The following is a 22,276-nucleotide window of genomic DNA, read 5'->3' on the forward strand; positions in this document are numbered from 1 at the left end:
ACCGACGTCAAACAAGGGGTATCGACATGGCTGACCAACTCCAGCACGCGACCGAAGCGTTGCGGAAGGCGCTAGTCCAGGTCGAGCGCCTCAAGCGTAAGAACCGTGCACTGGTGGAGCGGTCGCGTGAGCCCATCGCGATCGTCGGGATGGCCTGCCGGTTCCCGGGTGGGGTCGAGAGTCCGGAGAGCCTGTGGGACATGGTCGCCGAGGGCCGCGATGTGATGTCGGAGTTCCCGACCGACCGGGGCTGGGACCTTGCCGATCTGTTCGACGCCGATCCCGACATGCCGCACAAGGTGTACACCCGTGCCGGCGGATTCGTCGACGACGTCGCGGGCTTCGACGCGGCGTTCTTCGGAGTGTCGCCGACCGAGGCGCTGGCGACCGATCCGCAGCACCGCATGTTGCTGGAGATGTCGTGGGAGGCGTTGGAGCGGGCCGGAATTGACCCGACCACGTTGCGGGGCAGCGCCACCGGGGTGTTCGCCGGACTCATCGTGCAGGGCTACGGCATGCTCGCCGAAGAGATCGAGGGCTACCGGCTGACCGGCATGACCTCCAGCGTGGCGACCGGCCGGGTGGCCTATGTGCTCGGGTTGGAAGGCCCGGCAGTGTCGGTGGACACCGCGTGCTCGTCGTCGTTGGTCGCGTTGCACATGGCCGTGCAATCGCTGCGCTCGGGGGAGTGCGATCTGGCTTTGGCCGGCGGAGCCACGGTCAACGCCACACCGACAGTGTTCGTGGAATTCAGCCGTCATCGCGGCTTGTCGCCGGACGGTCGTTGCAAGCCCTTCGCCGGGGCCGCCGACGGAGTCGGGTGGTCCGAGGGCGGCGGGATGTTGGTGGTGGAGCGGCTCTCCGATGCGCAGCGGCTGGGTCATCCGGTACTGGCGGTGGTGCGCGGTTCGGCGGTCAATCAGGACGGGGCCTCGAACGGGTTGACCGCGCCCAATGGTCCGTCGCAGCAGCGGGTGGTGCGCGCGGCGTTGGCCAACGCGGGGCTCACCCCGGCGGAGGTGGATGCGGTCGAGGGGCACGGCACCGGCACCACGTTGGGGGATCCGATTGAGGCCCAGGCGTTGTTGGCGACCTACGGCCAGGATCGCACCGAGCCACTGTGGTTGGGCTCGATCAAGTCGAACATGGGTCACACTCAGGCCGCGGCCGGCGTCGCCGGCGTGATGAAGATGGTGCTGGCGATGCGCCACGAACTGTTGCCGCCGACGTTGCATGTGGATGTGCCCAGCCCGCACGTGGATTGGTCGGCGGGACGGGTGGAGTTGTTGACCGACGCTCGTCCATGGAAGCCCGAGCCGGTCGATGGCCGGGTGCGCCGGGCGGGGGTCTCCTCGTTTGGCATCAGCGGCACCAATGCGCACGTGATCATCGAGGCTCCTCCGGCGGTGCCGGGGCCGGCCGAGGAGCCGGTGCGTCGGCCGGCGGTGGCGCCGTGGGTGCTGTCGGCGAAAAGCGTTGCCGCACTGAGCCGCCAGGCGGCCCGGCTGTCGGAGTTCGTCGCCGCTCGGCCGGAATTGGATGTCGCCGATGTGGGATGGTCATTGGCGGGCCGCTCGAAATTTGAGCATCGGGCGGTGGTGCTCGGATCCGATCGGGAGCAGTTGCTGTCCGGTTTGGCTGAGCTGGCCGACGGGCTGCCCGGCGTCGACGTGGTCGCTGGCAGCGCCAGACCGGCCGGTAAAACGGTATTCGTCTTCCCCGGCCAAGGGTCCCAATGGCTCGGCATGGGTGTCGGGTTGCTTGATACTGCACCAGTTTTCGCCGAACAGATCAATGCATGCGCCGAGGCCTTCTCCGAGTTCGTCGACTGGTCGCTGCTCGACGTGCTGCGCGGGGCGCCGGGCGCAGCAGGCCTGGACCGGGTCGACGTGGTACAGCCGGCGCTGTTCGCCGTGATGGTGTCGCTTGCCGAACTATGGCGATCGATCGGTGTGCAGCCGGACGCCGTGATCGGGCATTCGCAAGGCGAAATCGCCGCCGCATACGTCGCAGGCGCGTTGTCGCTGCGCGACGCGGCGCGAGTGGTGACGCTGCGCAGCAAGTTACTGCGCGAGCTCTCCGGTCGCGGCGGCATGGTGTCACTGGCGTGCGGCGCCGAGCGAGCGCGGGAGTTGTTGGCACCGTTCGGCGATCGGATCGACATCGCCGCTATCAACGGACGAGCTGCAGTCGTGGTGTCCGGAGAAGTTGCCGCACTCGACGAGCTGGTCCAGCACTGCACCGAACAGGATCTGCGCGCCCGTCGCATCGACGTCGACTACGCATCGCACTCCGTCGACGTGGAGGTCATCCGTGAAAAACTGGCCGACGCTTTGGCCGGGATCGAACCGCATGCTTCGCCCACCGCATTCTTTTCCACCGTCACCGGCGATCTTGTGGACACCGCCCAGTTGGACGCGGATTACTGGTATCGCAACATTCGGCAGACCGTGGAATTCGACCAGGCCGTGCGCGGCGCCTGCAGGCAGGGCTACCGGACCTTCATCGAATCCAGCCCACATCCCGCGTTGATTGCCGGCATCGAAGACACCGTCGCCGACTGCGCTGACGGTGCCGAAGCGATCGTCATTCCCACCCTCGGCCGCGATGACGGGGGCCTCCGGCGATTCCTCACCTCAGCCGGGCAGGCTTTCGTGTCGGGCGTGCAGGTGGATTGGCGCGCGATGTTGCCCGGCGCCGGGTTTGTGGAGCTGCCGACGTATGCCTTTGAGCGGCGCCGTTTTTGGCTGTCCGGTGATGGCGCGGCGGTTGACGCAGCCGGCCTTGGATTGGCCGCCAGCGAGCATGCGCTGCTGGGCGCGGTGGTGGAACTGCCGGATTCGGGCGGGGCGGTGCTGACCGGCCGGCTGTCGTCGTCGACGCAGTCATGGTTGGCCGACCACGCCGTTGGCGACGTGGTCGTGTTCCCGGGTACCGGGCTTGTGGAGTTGGCCATCCGCGCCGGCGACGAGGTCGGCTGCTCGGTGGTCGACGAACTGACGTTGCAGGCGCCGTTGACACTGCCGGCTTCGGGTTCGGTGTCGGTACAGCTGGTCGTCGGCCCGGCCGAAGACTCTGGGCGCCGTAGTGTGTCCGTGTTCTCCCGGGAGAGCGCGGAATCGGCGTGGATCTGCCACGCTGAAGGAGTCTTGAGCTCGGAAGCCGTTGAACCGCAAGCGGATTTGGCCGCATGGCCACCGGTCGGCGCCACGGCGGTAGACATCGCCGACGGGTACCAGCGGCTGGCGGCGTCAGGCTACGGCTACGGTCCGGCGTTTCGGGGTTTGACCGCGGTGTGGCGTCGCGGCGACGAGGTGTTCGCCGAGGTGACACTGCCGGAGGCGGCCAGCGGCATCAGCGGGTACGGGGTACACCCTGCGCTGTTGGACGCAGCGCTGCACGCGCTGGTCATGGGCCACGACAACCCCGAGCTGGCCTTGCCGTTCTCCTGGCAGGGAGTGTCATTGCATGCCGCCGGCGCGTCGGCGGTGCGGGCCCGGATCGCGCCGGCCGGCCCGTCGGCGGTGTCGATCGAGCTCGCGGACGGACTGGGGTTGCCGGTGCTGTCAGTGGCTTCGATGGCGGTCCGGCCGGTGTCGCAGCAGCAGTTGATGGCGGCGATGCCGAGCTCCGCGCCGGATCGGCTGTTCGAGGTGGTCTGGTCACCGGCGTCGCCCCGCGCCGCAGCTGCTGCTGCTGCGCCCTCGTACGACGTCTTCGAATCACTGCCCGCAACCGAGGATCCGGTCGCCGGCAGCTATCAGCGCACGCATGCGGCGCTGGCGGCGGTGCAGTCCTGGCTGTCGGAGCACGACTCCGGCGTTCTCGTGATCGTCACCCGCGGTGCCATGGCATTGCCGGGTGAAGACGTCACGGATCTGGCCGGTGCCGCGGTGTGGGGGTTGGCCCGGTCGGCGCAGACCGAGCATCCGGGCCGGATCGTGTTGGTCGATTCCGACGCGCCGCTTGACGACGCCGCCATAGCCGGGATTTTGGCGGTGGGTGAGCCGCAGGCCGTGCTGCGCGGCGGCGCCATTCACACCGCGCGCGTGCGCAACAGCGGCGCCGTCGAGGGTCTGCTGGTGCCGCCGGACGGCGACAAGCCTTGGCGGCTGGGGCTTTCCAGTGCGGGCACCTTCGAGAACCTGCAACTCGAGCACGTGCCCAACGCTGATGCGCCGCTGGAGCCGGGGCAGGTCCGAGTCGCCATCCGGGCTATCGGCACCAACTTCCGCGACGTGATGATCACCCTCGGCATGTTCACCCACGACGCGCTGATCGGTGGCGAAGCCGCCGGCGTCGTCGTCGAAGTCGGCCCCGGCGTCACCGAATTCGCGGTCGGCGATTCGGTGATGGGTTTCTTCCCCGACACCAGCGGCACCCTGGTCCCCGGCGACACCCGGTTGTTGCTGCCCAAGCCTGCCGACTGGTCATACGCCGAAGCCGCCGGCATCTCAGCGGTTTTCGCCACCGCCTACTACGCGTTCCGGCACCTGGCCGATGTGCAGCCCGGTCAGCGGGTGTTGATTCATGCCGCTACTGGTGGGGTGGGTATGGCGGCGGTGCAGTTGGCCCGGCATTGGGGGCTGGAGGTGTTCGCCACGGCCAGCCGCGGCAAGTGGGACACGTTGCGGGCGATGGGTTTTGACGATCACCACATCGCTGACTCGCGCAGTCTGGAGTTCGAGGACAAGTTTCGGGCGGCTACCGACGGGCGGGGCATGGATGTGGTGCTCGACTCGCTGGCCGGTGATTTCGTGGACGCCTCGCTGAGGCTGGTCGCCCCGGGCGGGGTGTTTTTGGAGATGGGCAAGACCGACATCCGTGACCCCGGCGTGGTCGCCGACAACCACCCCGGCGTGCGCTACCGCGCCTTCGACCTGTTCGAACCGGGCCGGGACCGCATGCACCAACACCTGCTCGAACTGGCGAAACTGTTCGACGACGGCGTATTACGTCCGTTGCCGGTCACTACGTTTGATGTTCGTCGTGCGCCGGCGGCGTTGCGGTTTTTGAGTCAGGCGCGTCATGTCGGCAAGGTCGTGTTGACGATGCCGGATGCGTGGGCGGCGGGCACGGTGTTGATCACTGGTGGTACGGGGATGGCGGGTTCGGCGTTGGCCCGCCATGTGGTGAGCCGCCATGGGGTCAGGCATGTGGTGTTGGTCAGCCGCCGCGGTGCGGAGGCGCCGGGGGCGGCGGAGTTGAGCGCGGAGCTGTCCGGGGTTGGTGCTGAGGTGCAGGTGGTGGCCTGTGATGCGGCTGATCGTGAGGCGTTGGCGAAGGTGATTGCCGATGTTCCGGTGCAGCGTCCGCTTTCGGCGGTGATTCATGCTGCGGGGGTGCTTGATGATGCGGTGGTGACGTCGTTGTCGGCGCAGCGGGTGGATGCTGTGTTGCGGGCGAAGGTGGATGCGGCCTGGAATTTGCATGAGTTGACGCGGGATTTGAATGTGTCGGCGTTTGTGATGTTTTCGTCGATGGCTGGTTTGGTGGGGTCGTCGGGTCAGGCCAATTATGCGGCGGCCAATTGCTTTTTGGATGGGTTGGCGGCGCATCGGCGGGCTCATCGGTTGCCGGCGATATCGCTGGGCTGGGGCCTGTGGGACCAGACCAGCGACATGACCGGCGGACTCGACGCCGCGAGTCGGGCCCGGCTCAGCCGCGGCGGGGTCATGGCACTGTCGTCGGCCGAGGCGTTGCAACTGTTCGACACCGCGATGATTGTCGACGAACCGTTCCTGATTCCGGCCCGCATCGACACCGCCGCGCTACGCGCAAACGCCGCGGTGGTGCCGCCGATGTTCGTCGACCTGATCAACGCGCCCACCCGCCGACGGGTGGACGACTCGCTGGCCGCGACGAAATCGAAGTCCGCACTGGCACACCGCATCCACGGGCTGCCTGAGGATGAGCAGCACGCGGTGTTGCTGGATTTGGTGCGTTCGCATATCGCCACGGTGTTGGGCAACACCACTGTGGAGGCCATCGACCCGGATAAGGCGTTCCAGGAGTTGGGCTTTGACTCGCTGACCGCGGTGGAAATGCGCAACCGGCTCAAAGCCGCCACCGGACTGGCGCTTTCACCCACACTCATATTCGACTACCCGACACCCAGCCGGCTTGCCACATACATCCGCAGCGAACTTGCGGGCGTCCCACAAGAAGTCAAAGCCGTACCGGCGGTGCGCGCAACAGGTGACGAGCCGATCGCGATCGTCGGCATGGCCTGCCGCTTCCCGGGCGGAGTGGACTCCCCAGAAGACCTGTGGGACATGGTGTCTCAGGGGCGCGACGTACTCACCGAATTCCCGAGCGACCGCGGCTGGGACTTGGCCGAGTTGTACAACCCCGATCCCGACGTACCGGGTGCCTGCTATACCCGCACGGGCGGCTTCGTGGAGGGCGTCGCCGACTTCGACCCCGCATTCTTCGGGGTCGGTCCCTCCGAGGCGCTGGCCATGGATCCCCAGCAACGCATGTTCCTCGAACTGACCTGGGAGGCGTTGGAGCGGGCCGGAATTGACCCGACCACCTTGCGGGGCAGCGCCACCGGGGTGTTCGCCGGCGTCATGACTCAGGGCTACGGCATGTTCTCCGCCGAACCGGTGGAAGGATTCCGGTTGACCGGCCAGCTGTCGAGCGTGGCCTCCGGCCGGGTGGCCTATGTGCTGGGACTGGAGGGCCCGGCGCTGTCGGTGGACACCGCATGCTCGTCGTCGCTGGTGACCTTGCACATGGCAGTGCAGTCACTGCGCTCGGGCGAATGCGACCTGGCCTTGGCGGGCGGCGTCACCGTCAACGCCACCCCCGACATCTTCGTGGAGTTCAGCCGTTGGCGCGGGCTGTCGCCGGACGGACGATGCAAAGCATTCGCCGGGGCGGCCGACGGCACCGGTTTCTCCGAGGGCGGGGGAATGCTGGTGGTCGAGCGTCTTTCGGACGCGCAGCGGTTGGGTCATCCGGTGTTGGCGGTGGTGCGTGGCTCAGCGGTCAACCAGGACGGAGCCTCCAACGGATTGACCGCCCCGAACGGTCCGTCGCAGCAGCGGGTGGTGCGCGCGGCGTTGGCCAACGCCGGATTGAGCCCGGCAGAGGTCGACGCGGTCGAGGGCCACGGCACCGGAACCACATTGGGGGATCCGATCGAGGCGCAAGCCCTGTTGGCCACGTATGGACGGGATCGGTCCGAGCCCCTGTGGCTGGGATCGATCAAGTCGAACATGGGTCACACCCAGGCCGCCGCGGGTGTGGCCGGCGTGATCAAGATGGTGCTGGCGATGCGCCACGAGCTGCTGCCGGCGACGTTGCACGTGGACACGCCCAGCCCGCATGTGGATTGGTCGGCGGGCCAGGTGGAATTGTTGACCGAGCCGCGCCCATGGAAGGCCGATGGCCGGTTGCGCCGCGCCGGAATCTCCTCGTTCGGGATCAGCGGCACCAATGCGCACGTGATCATCGAGGCTCCTCCGGTGGCGGCGGGGCCGGTCGAGGAGCCGCGCCCCAAGCCCGCGGTGGTGCCATGGGTGATCTCGACGAAAAGTGCTGCGGCACTGGGTAAGCAAGCCGCCCAGCTGGCCGGGTACATACACGACCGCACCGAGCTGGACCCCGCCGATGTGGGATGGTCGTTGGCGGGCCGCTCGAAGTTCGAGCACCGGGCGGTGGTGGTCGGATCCGACCGCGAGCAGTTGCTGTCAGGATTGTCCGAGCTAGCCGACGGCAACCCCGGCGGCACAGTCATCCAAGGCAACGCGACACCGTCGGGCAAAACGGTGTTCGTCTTCCCCGGTCAGGGCTCCCAATGGCTCGGCATGGGAATGGGTTTGCATGCCGCCTACCCGGTGTTCGCCGAGGCCTTCAACACCGTGGTGGGCGAAGTGGACCGGCATCTGTTGCGTCCGCTGCGCGAGGTGATGTGGGGGCACGACGAAACGCTCTTGAACACAACCGAGTTCGCGCAGCCTGCATTGTTCGCGGTCGAAGTGGCGCTGTTCCGGCTGCTGGAATCCTGGGGTGTGCGACCCGACTTCGTGATGGGCCACTCGGTGGGTGAGCTGACCGCAGCGCACGTGGCCGGGGTCCTCTCGTTGGAGAATGCGGCGGTGCTGGTGGCCGCCCGCGGCAGGTTTATGCAGGCTCTGCCCGCCGGCGGCGCCATGATGGCTGTGCAGGCAACCGAAGACGAAGTCCGGCCTCTGCTCAGCGACGGCGTCGGCATCGCGGCCATCAACGGTCCGGCGTCGGTGGTGATTTCCGGCGCCGAGGACACGGTCACAGCCATTGCGGAACAGCTACGTGATCAAGGCCGCAGAGTCCATCGGCTGGCCGTGTCGCACGCATTCCATTCGCCGTTGATGGAGCCGATGATCGCCGAGTTCCGCACGGTCGCGGGCGGACTCACCCTGGGCGAACCCGATATCCCGATCATCTCGAACGTGACCGGACAACTGGCGGGCGACGACTTCGCCTCTGCCGACTACTGGACCCGTCACATCCGAAATGCTGTGCGGTTCGCCGACAGCGTCCGCTACGCCAACTCGGCCGGGGCCAGCCGCTTCCTCGAGGCCGGGCCAGGCGGTGGCCTGACCGCATCCATCGACGAGTCGCTGCCCGATGTCGACATCGTGTCGGTGCCCATGCTGCGCAAAGATCGACCCGAACCGGTCAGCCTGACGACTGCGGTGGCCCAGGCTTTCGTGTCCGGCGTGCAGGTGGATTGGCGCGCGATGTTGCCCGGCGCCGGGCTTGTGGAGTTACCGACGTATGCCTTTGAGCGACGGCGCTTTTGGCTGTCCGGAGACGCCGCCGCGGTCGATGCCGCCGGATTGGGCCTGGGATCCAGCGAGCACCCGTTGCTGGGCGCGGTGGTGGAACTGCCCGCGTCCGGCGGGGTGGTATTGACCGGTCGGCTCTCACCCGCGTCACAGGACTGGCTCGCCGACCATGCGGTCGGTGGGGTAGTGCTGTTCCCCGGGGCCGGGTTCGTGGAGTTGGTGATCCGCGCCGGCGACGAAGTCGGTTGCGGCGTCATCGAAGAACTGATGTTGGCGGCGCCGCTGGTGTTGCCGGCCTCCGGCTCGGTGGCGGTTCAGGTGGTCGTCGGCGCCGCCTTAGAGACGGGTTCCCGTAGCGTGTCGGTGTTTTCGCGGGCCGACGCCGGCTCCGGTTGGGTGTTGCACGCCGAGGGGCAGCTCAGTTCCGGAAGCGGCGAAGCGGGCGCGGATCTATCGGCATGGCCGCCGCCGGGCGCCGCACCGGTCGATGTGACCGGGGTGTACCACCAGCTGGCGGAACGGGGATACGGCTACGGTCCGGCGTTCCAAGGCTTGACTGCGATGTGGCGTCGCGGCGACGAGGTGTTCGCCGAGGTGACACTGCCGGAGGTGGCGGGCGGCGCCAGCGGGTTCGGTGTGCACCCGGCCGTTTTGGATGCCGCGCTGCATGCGGTGATCGTCGCCACCGGCGGTGCCGACTCCAATGACGGCGTGCTAGTGCCGTTCTCGTGGCAGGGAGTGTCGTTGCATGCCGCCGGCGCGTCGGCGGTGCGGGCCCGGATCGCGCCGACGGGTCCGTCGGCGGTGTCCATCGAGTTGGCCGACGGGTTGGGGTTGCCGGTGTTGTCGGTGTCCTCGATGGTCGCCCGGCCGGTGTCGCAGCGGCAGCTGATGGCTGCGCTATCCGGATCGGGTCCGGATCGGCTGTTCGAGGTGATCTGGTCGCCCACGTCGCCTCCGTCGCACGCCGATACGCCGTCGTATGAGGTGTTCGAATCGGCCCCGACCAGCGATGAGCCGCTGGCTGGGACATACGCGCGCACGCACGAAGCGCTCGGCGCCCTGCAGTCCTGGTTGTCCGAGCACGCCACCGGTGTGCTGATCGTCGGCACAAGGGGAGCGGTGGCGCTGCCGGGTGAGGACGTCACGGATCTGGCGGGTACCGCGGTGTGGGGGTTGGTGCGGTCGGCGCAGACCGAGCATCCGGGCCGGATCGTGTTGGTGGATTCCGACGCGCCGCTTGACGACGCCGCCATAGCCGGGATTTTGGCGGTGGGTGAGCCGCAGGTCGTGCTACGCGGCGCCGTCATTCATATCCCCCGGGTGCACGGCAGCCGGGCAGTCGACGGCCTGCTGGTGCCGCCGGACGACGAGAAGCCCTGGCGGCTGGGGCTTTCCAGCGCCGGCACCTTCGAGAGCCTGCAACTCGAACCCGTGCCCAACGCCGACGCGCCGTTGGAGCCGGGGCAGGTCCGGGTTGCCGTAACCGCTATGGCGGCCAACTTCCGCGACGTGATGATCGCCCTGGGCCTCTACCCGGACGACGACGCCGCCATGGGGGTTGAGGCGTCCGGCGTCGTCATCGAGATCGGCGCCGACGTATCCGAATTCGCAGTAGGCGACCGAGTCGCCGGCTTGTTCCCCGAAGGCACCGGCACCATCGCGACCACCGACCAACGGCTGCTGCTGGGCATCCCCGCCGGATGGTCCTACACCGACGCCGCGACCGTGCCCGTCGTCTTCGCGACGGCCCACTATGCGCTGTCCACCTTGGCCGATGTGCAGCCCGGGCAGCGGGTGTTGATTCATGCCGCTACTGGTGGGGTGGGTATGGCGGCGTTGCAGTTGGCCCGGCATTGGGGGCTGGAGGTGTTCGCCACGGCCAGCCGCGGTAAGTGGGACACGTTGCGGGCAATGGGTTTCGAGGACGATCACATCGCTGACTCGCGCAGCCTGGAGTTCGAGGACAAGTTTCGGGCGGCTACCGACGGGCGGGGCATGGATGTGGTGCTCGACTCGCTGGCCGGTGATTTCGTGGACGCCTCGCTGCGGTTGGTCGCCCCGGGCGGGGTGTTTTTGGAGATGGGTAAGACCGACATCCGTGACCCCGGCGTGGTCGCCGACAACCACCCCGGCGTGCGCTACCGCGCCTTCGATCTCTTCGAAGCTGGCGCGGACCACATCAGGCGCATCCTCAGCGATTTGGCCGCGATGTTTGCGAACAAATCGCTGCGTCCGTTGCCGGTGACGGTGTTTGATGTTCGTCGTGCGCCGGCGGCGTTGAGGTTTTTGAGTCAGGCGCGTCATGTCGGCAAGGTCGTGTTGACGATGCCGGATGCGTGGGCAGCGGGCACGGTGTTGATCACTGGTGGTACGGGGATGGCGGGTTCGGCGTTGGCCCGCCATGTGGTGAACCGCCATGGGGTCAGGCATGTGGTGTTGGTCAGCCGCCGTGGGGCGGAGGCGCCGGGTGCCGCGCAGTTGAGCGCGGAGCTGGCCGGGGCGGGTGCTGAGGTGCAGGTGGTGGCCTGTGATGCGGCCGATCGTGAGGCGTTGGCGAAGGTGATTGCCGATGTTCCGGTGCAGCGTCCGCTTTCGGCGGTGATTCATGCTGCGGGGGTGCTTGATGATGCGGTGGTGACGTCGTTGTCGGCGCAGCGGGTGGATGCTGTGTTGCGGGCGAAGGTGGATGCGGCCTGGAATTTGCATGAGTTGACGCGGGATTTGAATGTGTCGGCGTTTGTGATGTTTTCGTCGATGGCTGGTTTGGTGGGGTCGTCGGGTCAGGCCAATTATGCGGCGGCCAATTGCTTTTTGGATGGGTTGGCGGCGCATCGGCGGGCTCATCGGTTGCCGGCGATATCGCTGGGCTGGGGTCTGTGGGACCAGACCAGCGACATGACCGGCGGGCTGGGGACCGTCGATTTCGCCCGCTTCGCCCGCGACGGCATCGTGGCCATGTCCGCTGGGGAAGCCCTCGCATTGCTGGACACCGCAATGGTTGTCGACGAACCGTTCCTGGTTCCGGCCCACATCGATTTCACCGCGCTACGCGCCAAGCACGACGCCGGCACCCTGCCGCCGATGTTCGTCGACCTGATCAACGCGTCCGCGCGGCGTCAGGTCGATGACTCGCTGGCCGCCGCAAAGTCGAAATCAGCGCTGCTGCAACGTCTGGAAGGGCTGCCTGAGGATGAGCAGCACGCGGTGTTGCTGGATTTGGTGCGTTCGCATATCGCCACGGTGTTGGGCAATACCACTGTGGAGGCCATCGACCCGGATAAGGCGTTCCAGGAGTTGGGCTTTGACTCGCTGACCGCGGTGGAAATGCGCAACCGGCTCAAAGCCGCCACCGGGCTGGCGCTTTCACCCACGCTCATATTCGACTACCCGAACTCTGCCGCGCTGGCCGGTTACTTCCGTCAAGAACTCCTCGGCGCCTCAACCGAGCCGACCGAACAGGCTGCACCCGCGGAGGCGGAAATCCAGCGCGTCGTGGCGTCGATTCCAGTCAAACGCCTTCGGCAAGCCGGAGTGCTGGACCTGTTGCTCAACTTGGCCAACGAGACCGACGGCGCCGCAGAGGCGGAGGCCAGGGAGAAAGACATCGCCGACATGGATCTCGATGACCTGGTCAACGCGGCGTTCCTCGACGACGACTAACAGATGAGAATCGCGGTCACCGGAGCAAGCGGAGTCGTCGGTCGCGGCATCGTGGCCCGGCTGCTCAGCCAGGGGCACGAGGTCATCGGGCTAGCTCGTCGCCGGCCGGAAAGTTGGCCGAGTGCAGCCGAATTCGTGCAGAGCGACATTCGAGATGCGGCGGCAGTGCGGCGCGCGATGACCGGCGCGGACGTCGTCGCCCACTGCGCCTGGTCGGCCAACCCCGGCAGCGGCGGCCGCGAGATCAATATCGGCGGGACCGCCAACGTGCTTGACGCGGCGGCACGCAACGGTACCCGTCGCATCGTGTTCGCCTCGTCGGCACACGTATTGAACCCGGTATCCGCGGCGGGGCGCGACAAAGCCCGCGCCGAGGAGATGCTCGCCGCATCCGGCGCGGAATGGGTGGCCGTCCGCTCCGCGGTCATCCTCGGCCGGCACATCGACAACTGGGTGCGCCACGTGTTGGCGTCACTGGTGTTCATCGATGCCGACGGGGCCGCCGATCGTCGGCTGCAAGTCGTGCACACCGATGACGTCCATCGGCTGTTCTTGCGGGCGATCGTCGACACCTGTATCCAAAGCGGGCCGGTGAATCTCGCGGCGCCAGGTGACACGACCTTGCGTGAGATCGCCGGTGTGCTCGGACGACCGATCGTCCCGGCGAGCAGGTGTATACGTGGTTCACCCACCGAGCTGAACCGCTTGCTGAGTGCCCCGACGATGGATACCTCGCGGCTTCGCGACCACTGGAACCTCACACCGGCCTGGAGCGCCGACGAATGCGTCGACGACGTCGCATTGGCGGTGCGCGGCCGGGTCAGGGTTGCCAAGTGGTTGGTGTCGCTGCCGTGGCGGCTGACCCATGTCGCTGACATCCCCGCCGTGGATGCCCCGGCCGCCGACGGAACCAGCCCGGTGCTTGCGGGTCCGCCCGGCGGTAACGGCGAATTCGATACGCCGATCGACCCGCGGTTTCCGACATTCTTGGCCACTAATTTGTCGGAGGCGCTCCCCGGCCCGTTCTCGCCGTCGTCGGCCTCGGTGACCGTGCGCGGGCTACGAGCAGCCGGCGCGATAACCGCCGCACGGCTACGGCCAGGCGGATTGATCCAGCGCGAAATCGCGACCCGGACAATCGGCGTCTTCGCACACCGGTTGTACGGGGGCCTGACGTCCGCGCATTTCATGGCCGAAACCGTGCCGTTCGTCAAACCTGCGACCGTCATCAGCAATAGCCAGTTCTTCGGTCCGAGCCTGGCCGGCTTGCCCGTCTTCGGTGATCAGCGGTTGCCCCGCGAATCCGGGCGCGCCCCAAGGCAACTACGCACCATCCGCAACCTTGGAGTATTCGGCGTCAACCTGGCGGGTCTGAGCGTCGGCTCGGCCCGCGATACACGCGACTTCATCGCCGATGTCGACCGCCTGGAACACCTTGGCGGCGGCGATCTTTCGCACCTGGACGACAACCGACTGCTCAGCTTGATCTTGTTGGCGCGCGATCACGTCGTACACGGTTGGGTGCTGGCGTCGGGATCATTCATGGCGTTCGCTGCACTCAGCCTGATCCTGCGCGGCCTGGGCGGACGGAACATCACGCCGGCGGTGGGTCCCGATCTGGTGAGCGCACAGCCGCTGAACACGGTGTACGGGCTGGTCGACGCGGCCAAACGCGACCTCAATGTGACTCGGCTGCTGCAAGAGCCCGGCGATCGGCTTGACGTGCTGTCGGCGCAGGCGCCGGAATTCCACGCCGCGGTCCATGCCGCACTCGCCCTGATCGGGCATCGCGGCCCGGCTGAGGTCGAGATGCGGTCCAACAGCTATGCCGACGATCCCGAGTTGCTGATCCGGATGGTGGCGAAATCGTTGAGCGCGCCCACCCGCCCGGAGTCACACCATCCGCGCATCCCGCTACAGGCCCGCCCTGTCGCTGCGGTGGCCGCACATCAAATTCGTGACCGCGAAGTGCGTCGGGACAGAATGGTGCGCGCAATCTGGCTGCTGCGCAATCTGCTACGTGAGTACGGGCGAAGGCTCGCCGAATCAGGTGTTCTCCAGAGCGCCGATGACGTGTTCTATCTGTTGGTCGACGAACTCGACGCCATTCCCTCCGACGTCACGGAATTGGTGGCGCGCCGCCGGGAGGAACAACGCCGGCTGGCCGGCTTCGTTCCGCCGGCAGTATTCAGTGGCACTTGGCAGGCGGTCACCGCGTTGGCGACGGTCCTCACCGCCGGAGAAACCTTGCAGGGTCTCGGTGTCTGCGGCGGGCGCGTCCGCGGCCGGGTGCGGATCGTTTGGCCGGACACCATCGACGACCTGGAGCCAGGGGAGATCCTCGTCGCGGAGGTCACCGATGTGGGCTACACCGCCGCATTTTCCTATGCGGCAGCGGTGGTGACGGACCTCGGTGGTCCGATGTCGCATGCCGCGGTGGTGGCGCGCGAGTTCGGAATCCCGTGTGTGGTCGACGCCCAGGGGGCGACACGGCGTCTGCCGCCGGGGGCGCTCGTCGAGGTCGACGGCGGGAGCGGGGAAATTCAGGTGCTCGAACTCGCCGCCGCAGACACCTCGGCGGCCCGGCCCGCCGACGACCGCAACGCGCAGCGCTAGCCGATTCCGCTAACGTCGGGATATGCACGAACACACCGTCCGCGCTACCACCACCGCCGGCGCCGTCGAAGGCTTCACCCGTGACGGCGTGCACCGCTGGCGGTCCATCCCGTACGCCCGGCCGCCGGTCGGTGCACTGCGGTTTCGCGCGCCGCAGCCGACGCAGCCGTGGTCGGGTGTGCGGCACTGCCACGCGTTCACCAAGTGCGCGCCGCAAGAGCGCCGGTACACGATGCTCGGCGTCGGCAAGTTCCAGCCGATGGGAGAGGACTGCCTCACCCTCAATGTCGTGACACCCGAAGCAGCGCATGGTGAAGCGTTGCCGGTCATGGTCTTCGTCCACGGCGGCGGATACATCCTCGGCAGCTCCGCTACTCCGCTGTACGACGGCGTATCGCTGGCCCGGCGCGGATGCGTGTACGTATCGGTCAACTACCGGCTCGGCGCACTCGGCTGTCTGGACCTGTCGTCGCTGTCGACGGCGGACATCACCCTGGACAGCAATCTGTTCCTGCGGGACCTCGTGCTGGCACTGCGCTGGGTCCGGGAGAACATCGCCGAATTCGGCGGCGACCCGCAGAACGTCACCCTATTCGGCGAAAGCGCCGGCGCGCACGCCGTGGCCACGATGCTGGCGGTGCCGGCCGCCGAAGGGCTTTTCCACCAGGCGATTTCGGAAAGCCCTGCGACGGGCATGGTGCGTTCCCGCGAAGTCGCGGCAGAGTTCGCCGCGCGATACGCAACCCTGCTGGGTGTGCGCAAGCAGGATGCCGCCGCGGCACTGCTGCAGGCTTCTCCCGCAGATTTGGTGGCTGCGCAAAACCGGCTGATCGACGACGGCGTGCGAAACATGCTGGGCGCCTTCCCGATCGGCCCGGTTTTCGGTGACGACTGCCTACCGCTGGACCCGGTCGATGCGATGCAGCGCGGCAAGGCACATCGGATCCCCCTCATTGTGGGTACCAACGCCGAAGAGGGCCGCCTGTTCACCCGCTTCCTGCCGCTGCTGCCCACCACCGAGCCGATGATCGAAGCGCTCCTGGCCGAGACGGATCCCGCGGCGCGGGAACGCATTACCGGCGCTTACCCCGACTACCCGGAACGGTCTGCCTGCATACGGCTCGGCGGCGATTTCGCTTTCGGCTCGGCGGCCTGGGATATCGCCGAGGCCCACGGCCGTCACGCACCCACCTATGTGTATCGGTACGACTATGCGCCCCGGGTGCTGAATTGGTCGGGCCTGGGTGCCACGCATGCCACCGAGCTGCTCGCCGTCTTCGGCATTTACCGGACCAAGCTCGGGGCGTTGCTCACCGCGGCTGCCGATCGACGGTCCGCGCGTCGGGTCACCAGCGAAGTACAAAGGCGCTGGCGATCATTCAGCCGCACCGGGGTACCCGGCGACGACTGGCCGGTGTATACCGATGCGAACCGGGCCGTCATGGTCTTCGACCGCAAGTCACACGTGGAGTTCGATCCCCACCCCGAGCGGCGGATGGCATGGCAGGGCTTCTCGCTGGCGCACTGAGAGCCGAGTCGCGATGATGCCTCCGCAGACCGGCGAAATCGTCGAACGGCCCGAAGATCTCACCGCCGCGTGGTTGACCGCGGCGATTCGCGCCGGAACCGTCACCTCGTTCACCGTCGAGCGCATCGGCACCGGGCAGATGAGCCAGTGCTACCGGGTTCTGCTGATCTATACCGACGGTGGCGGACCGGCGTCGGTGGTGCTGAAGGTGGCCGCCACCGACCCGGTCAGCCGGCAGACCGGAGTGAGTTTGGGTCTGTACGAGCGTGAAGTGGGCTTCTACCGCGATATCGCACCGCGCCTGCATGGACCGGTCGCACCGTGCTACCACGCCGCTTTCGACGCTTCTGCCGGTGTCTTCGATGTACTGCTCGGTGATGCCAATCCAGCGGTCGTCGGCGATGAAATCCGGGGCGCCACAGCCGCGCAGGCCCAGGTCGCCGTCACCGAGCTGGCCCGCCTGCACGGTCCGCTGCTCGGCGACACCACCCTTGCCGAGGCGCCATGGCTGCGCCGCGACGCCCCGATCAACCAGGCCCTGATCACCCAGCTGTATGCCGGATTCGTCGACCGCTACCGCGACCAGATCGCACCGCAGCACCGCGCGGTGTGCGAACGGCTCGTCGGTGGGTTCGATGCTTACCTGGCCGACGAGGCCGCCGATTCCCGCCTGCACGGGCTGGTGCACGGCGATTATCGGTTGGACAACATGCTGTTCGGCGCTGCCGGCGCCGACCGTCCGCTGACAGTGGTGGACTGGCAGACGGTCACCTGGGGACCGGCGATGACCGATCTGGCCTACTTCCTCGGTTGCGCGCTGACTGTCGCGGACCGGCGCACGCGTTACGACGTGCTGCTGCGGGCGTATCACGACGCGCTCGGGCCAGGCGCGCCGATCAGCCTTGCCGATGTTCGCGAAGGAGTGCGCCGACAGAGCTTCTTCGGTGTGATGATGGCCATCGTTTCCTCGATGCTCGTGGAACGCACCGAACGCGGCGACGCCATGTTCATGACGATGCTGCAACGGCACTGCGAGCACGTGCTCGACACCGACGCGCTCGCGATACTGGCCGCGCCGACTCCGGTCGAGGCGCTGCGGCCGTCACCAGAGGACGAGGGCGCACACCCCGCGACCGACGAGGCGCTGTGGAGCGAAAGCTGGTATGCCGACTTCGCCGATGCTGCAACGGGACTCGGCGGCTGGGCCCGACTGGGTCTGGTACCCAACCAGCACACAGCATGGTTGCACGCGCTGCTGTGCGGCCCGGATATGCCCACCATCGCAGTCGTCGACTTCGAGGTGCCGCTGCCTGCCGATCCTTGGACGGTGCGAACGGAAACAATCGATTTCACGCACTCGATTAGCGAGCCGCTCCACACGTACCGGATCCGTCTGCAGGGGCGCGGCCAGTCGTACGCCGAACCCGCCGCGCTTTTGCGCGGAGAACCGGGGGTGCCGGTCGAGGTGGGGTGGGATCTGGCGTGGGCCACCGACGGCGCGCCCTACCAGTACCGGCTGACCACGCGCTACGAGATACCTTGTGTCGTCTCCGGTTCCGTCTCCATCGACGGTGCTCGCCACACCGTCGACTCGGTGGCCGGCCAGCGCGACCACTCATGGGGAGTGCGGGACTGGTGGGGCATGGACTGGGTGTGGAGCGCATTGCATCTCGACGACGGGACCCACCTGCATTCCGTCGACTTACGAATTCCCGGCGTCCCGCCGGTCGGTATCGGCTACATCCAGGGCAGCGACCGCGAGGTCACCGAGCTGCGCACCGTCTCGGTCCGGGAAGTGTTCGACGCCAACGGGTTACCTGTGAACGCGACGCTGATGGTGGAGCCCGGCGGGATCACGGCGACGGTCGACGTGCGTGGACACGCACCGCTACGTCTGGTCGCTCCCGACGGGCGGGTAAGCCAATTCCCGCGCGTTTGGGCCACCGTCAGCACCGCCGACGGCCGCAGTGGGGTGGGCTGGTTGGAATGGAACCGCAATCAACTCCCGCAGTGACTGGCCCGCTGCCACCGATCGTGGTCATGGGTGTGTCCGGATCGGGCAAATCGAAAGTGGGCGCGGCACTGGCACAACGCCTTCGAGTCCCGTTCGCCGACGCCGACGCCTTTCACCCGGAAGCCAACGTCGCCAAGATGGCCGCGGGTGAACCGCTTACCGATGACGACCGATATCCATGGCTGGAAGCCATCGGGGAGTGGCTGGCCCAGCACCGCGACGGCGGTGTCATCAGCTGCTCGGCGCTCAAACGCAAATACCGCGACCAGCTGCGCACGCATTGCTCGCGCATCGAGTTCTTGCACCTGAGCGGCTCGCCGGAACTGATCGGCCGGCGCACTGCCGCAAGATCGGGGCACTTCATGCCCGCGTCATTGCTGAAGTCGCAATTCGACACCTTGGAGCCGCTCGGAGCCGATGAGGAAGGGGTCACCATCGACGTCGGCGACACCGTCGACGCGATCATCGAGAGCTTTCTGGCGCGGCGCCACCGATGACGGGCGTCAGGCCCTGATCACCTGGGTGCCGCCGGCCAGCTCGTCATGCTTGCCCTGCTTGGTCGGGCTGGAGTTGATCGTCACCGCGATCACCACCATGGCGATGAACACCAGCAGGCCCCCGAAGTAGGGGATCACCGCGAACAGGGTGAACGCGTTGCGGATGGCCGACTGTTTGACGTCCGGCTTCGGTGCGCCGCCGGGGCCGCGGACCGCCAGGCCCAGCAGCTTCTTACCCGGGCTGGAGCCCTGCGTGACTTCGAAGAGCATGAAGTACCCGAACGTGAGAACGCCCGAGAACAATCCGGTCACCAGGAACCAGTAGTCGTTCTCCAGTAGGAACAGCGAGAGCAGGAACGCCACGATGTTGACGATGATGCCGTCGATGAGTCGGGCGAAAAACCGCACCCACCGCCCAGCGGGTCGCTGGCCAGGTGCCGAGGGGGACGGGTAGCCGGCGGGATACCCGTATTGCGGCGAGTTGGGATCGGCGGGATCTGTTGTCATCGGATTCGCTCCCGGCCACCTTGGTTGTTCGACACGCTTTCGACACGCTTTAGCATAGTTAGCAATTCGGTGGTGCAAACCGACCTGGGACCGCGGATGTACGAGATCGTGGTGGTGCTGGCAATAGCAGCCCATTTCGCATTCATCGCTTACGTGGTCGTCGGCGGGTTTGTCGCGCTGCGCTGGCGGCGCACCATCTGGTTGCACGTGCCTGCGGTGCTGTGGGGTGTCGCGATCACCGTCGAACATCTCGACTGCCCGTTGACCGGGTTGGAACGCTGGGGACGCGCGAATGCAGGGATGGCACCGCTGCCGTCAGAGGGATTTATCGCCCACTACATCACTGGCGTGCTCTATCCCGCCGGCTGGGCCGGCTCGGTGCCGCTGGTGGTGTTTGGGTTGGTGGCCGTGTCCTGGGCGCTATATGTGTGGAGCGGACGGCATCGCCGTCTGGCCGCGCCCGGTGTCGAGCGCCCGGTCAGCGCCAACGACGAGCTTTGACCCGTCCGCGCGCAGCCAGTTCGCCGCCGCGTTCGCGGGCGGTTTCGGCGAGTTCGGCGGCCAGTTCGGCGCTGCGCTCGCGGGCCCGTTCACCGAATTCACTGCCCCGTTCGCGGGCCGTTTCGGCGAGTTCGGCGGCCAGCTCGGCGCCACGTTCGCGAGCTCGTTCACCGAATTCACCACCGCGTTCGCGCGCAGTTTCGGCCAGCTCGGCGCCGCGTTCCCGCACCGTCTCCGCCAGCTGAGCGCCACGCTTACGTGCGCGCTTGCGTGCGGCCTCCACCACGGGCGCGCTCTTTTCCCCCGCAGTGCTGGCCAGCTCACCGCCGCGCTTGCGCGCGGCTTCGACCAGCGGTCCGCTCTTCTCGACCGCCGTGCTGGCCAGTTCGCGGCCGCGCTCGGCGCCCACTTGAAGTCCGCGCCCGATCTTTTCACCCAGTTCGGAATCCAGCAGGGCGCTGTCGGATCCAGCCCCCGGCAGTGCCGAGGCGACCGCCTCGGAGAGCCGGCCCGCGGCTCGTCGGCCACGCCAGCCCAGCGACGGCTTGCCCGCTGTGTCGGCGGACGCAATGATCAGCCCGCCCAGCAGGCTTAGGTCGGTGAAGAAGTCGCGGCGTTTCTGCGCTTTACGTTCCGGATCGCTTTCACTCCAGAACAGATGCGCTCCCAGGCTGCCCGGAATCACGGTCAACGCCAACGCTGCCGAGGCCACCCGCGGCAGTTTGCCAGTGGCGAGCAAGACACCGCCGCCGACTTGGACAGCCGCGTTCAGCCGCGCGGCCGTCTCCGGGTTGGCCGGAACGTTGGTTCCGATGGGCTCCGGCAGATTCCGCAACGCCGCTATGGTCGGCTCCGCCGCATCGGCGGTGACCCTGGGGTTTCGTAATGTCTCGACACCTTGGCCGATGAATACCGCGGACAACAGGGGACGGGCGATTCTGCGGATCAACATGGGCGGTGTGTTCCCGGCCTGACCGGTGTGCAAACCGGCCCCGGCGCCGTTACTGTGCCGGTGGCGCTTCGTCTCGTACCCACACCGGCAGTAACACCCAGAAACCGACCAGGGCCACGAACGCACAGCCCCCGGCGATGACGCCGGCCCCCAGGCCGGCGACCGCACCGAAAATGATCACCGTCACGCCGGTTAGCGCCAGACCCAGTAGTAAGAGCCCGGCGTACGCGAAACGATGCGCGGCCGACACCAGCGACTGGAGTCGATGCCGTCGAAACAGCAAGCGGTGCATGCCGACCGGGGCCACCAACAGCACGGTGGCGCCGACCGAGCAGCCCACTGTCGCCAGATAGACCGCTCGCATGGGCATGCTCAGCACGTCGAAGCGTTGCTGGAACGGCAGGGTCAACAGAAATCCGGTGAGCAGCTGGACGCCGGTTTGAACCACCCGCAATTCCTGCAGGATGCTGGCCCAATTGCGGTCCAATCGTTGGATTTCGGTTTCCGAGCGCGCCGCGCTGTCCCAACTTTGGTCACGCTCGGGGTGGTCGACGACGCCCATGGCGCGATCATGCCAGGGCAGACGGTCTCTCGGTTAAAAGCAGGCGCGCCGATTTCTCGAGCCGGTCGGCGATCTGCGTGTACGAGGCATAGCCCATGCCCGCGCGCACCAGTGCCCCCGCGTACAGCAACTCCAGTGATTCGACGACGTCGGGAGCGCAGTCGGGGCCCAAGGCTGCGACGAGACGTTGATGAATCTCGCGGCCGATGCGCAACCGCAGATGATTGACCTCGGGATCCTTGCCCAGCAACGCGGTTGTCACCGCGCCGGCCAGCTCGGGCTCGTCGGCCACCAACAACGCGATGTGGCGCAGTACCGCGATGACCCGAACCGCCGGATCCGGAGAATCGTTGGGAGGGACGGGGCTGGACGCCAACCGTCGCCAGAAGACCTCGGCAACCAGGTGCTCTTTCGACGAGAAGTACGTGTAGGCGGTCGCCGCACCAACACCGGCCTCGGCGGCGACCATGCGAATCGTCAAGCCGGAGAAGCCCTCTCGGCTAAGTACCTCAATCGCGGCGTGGCCGAGCCGATCAACGGTATCGGCTTGCTTGGCGGTCAGTCGGCGTCTGGTTGATTCCCGAGCCACCGGGTCGGACACGTGTCTGGACACTACTACAGCCGTGCAGGTGCAGCAACCGTGCTGTTACGGTTTCAGG

10 protein-coding genes are annotated in these 22,276 nt (G+C 67.2%); 6 read left to right on the forward strand and 4 right to left on the reverse strand.

Going from position 1 to position 22,276, the window contains the following annotated elements:
* Window positions 1-26: 26 nt before the first annotated feature.
* The 5 genes from AWC06_RS21150 to AWC06_RS21170 are packed head-to-tail and all read left to right on the forward strand — an operon-like array spanning window position 27 to window position 19,095.
* Complete coding sequence (locus AWC06_RS21150; RefSeq protein ID WP_085199911.1) at window positions 27-12,440, forward strand: type I polyketide synthase; 12,414 nt, start codon at window positions 27-29, stop codon at window positions 12,438-12,440.
* A gap of 3 nt (window positions 12,441-12,443) precedes the next feature.
* Window positions 12,444-15,056 carry a PEP-utilizing enzyme gene (locus tag AWC06_RS21155; protein WP_085199912.1) on the forward strand — a complete coding sequence of 871 codons (2,613 nt, stop codon included), beginning with the start codon at window positions 12,444-12,446 and terminating at the stop codon, window positions 15,054-15,056.
* A gap of 22 nt (window positions 15,057-15,078) precedes the next feature.
* Window positions 15,079-16,584 (forward strand): carboxylesterase/lipase family protein, encoded by a 1,506-nt coding sequence (locus AWC06_RS21160; RefSeq protein WP_085199913.1) that lies wholly within the window; start codon window positions 15,079-15,081, stop codon window positions 16,582-16,584.
* A 16-nt stretch (window positions 16,585-16,600) separates the two neighbouring features.
* Window positions 16,601-18,598, forward strand: coding sequence for a DUF7064 domain-containing protein (locus AWC06_RS21165; protein WP_085200104.1), 1,998 nt, complete (start codon window positions 16,601-16,603; stop codon window positions 18,596-18,598).
* A 26-nt stretch (window positions 18,599-18,624) separates the two neighbouring features.
* Window positions 18,625-19,095, forward strand: coding sequence for a gluconokinase (locus tag AWC06_RS21170; RefSeq protein ID WP_227371176.1), 471 nt, complete (start codon window positions 18,625-18,627; stop codon window positions 19,093-19,095).
* A gap of 6 nt (window positions 19,096-19,101) precedes the next feature.
* On the opposite strand, the gene AWC06_RS21175 is transcribed toward AWC06_RS21170, so the two are convergent.
* Window positions 19,102-19,602 carry an RDD family protein gene (locus tag AWC06_RS21175; protein ID WP_085199915.1) on the reverse strand — a complete coding sequence of 167 codons (501 nt, stop codon included), beginning with the start codon at window positions 19,600-19,602 and terminating at the stop codon, window positions 19,102-19,104.
* 96 nt (window positions 19,603-19,698) lie between these two features.
* On the opposite strand from AWC06_RS21175, the gene AWC06_RS21180 reads away from it, so the two are divergent.
* On the forward strand, window positions 19,699-20,103 hold the full coding sequence (locus AWC06_RS21180; RefSeq protein WP_085200105.1) for a DUF2784 domain-containing protein: 405 nt from the start codon (window positions 19,699-19,701) through the stop codon (window positions 20,101-20,103).
* Here the strand turns inward: AWC06_RS21180 and AWC06_RS21185 are convergent.
* The 3 genes from AWC06_RS21185 to AWC06_RS21195 are packed head-to-tail and all read right to left on the reverse strand — an operon-like array spanning window position 20,081 to window position 22,218.
* Window positions 20,081-21,055: a DoxX family membrane protein gene (locus tag AWC06_RS21185; protein WP_085199916.1), complete on the reverse strand. Its 975-nt coding sequence runs from the start codon at window positions 21,053-21,055 to the stop codon at window positions 20,081-20,083. The two genes, AWC06_RS21180 and AWC06_RS21185, sit on opposite strands and share 23 nt — an antisense overlap.
* Window positions 21,056-21,104: 49 nt before the next feature.
* Window positions 21,105-21,617 (reverse strand): DUF6328 family protein, encoded by a 513-nt coding sequence (locus AWC06_RS21190; RefSeq protein ID WP_085199917.1) that lies wholly within the window; start codon window positions 21,615-21,617, stop codon window positions 21,105-21,107.
* Between the two features lie 7 nt (window positions 21,618-21,624).
* A complete protein-coding gene (locus tag AWC06_RS21195; protein WP_085199918.1) occupies window positions 21,625-22,218 on the reverse strand; it encodes a TetR/AcrR family transcriptional regulator in 594 nt (197 codons plus the stop codon).
* Window positions 22,219-22,276: the final 58 nt, after the last annotated feature.

It is taken from the genome of Mycobacterium fragae (assembly GCF_002102185.1).
GTDB classification, from domain to species: Bacteria; Actinomycetota; Actinomycetes; order Mycobacteriales; family Mycobacteriaceae; genus Mycobacterium; species Mycobacterium fragae.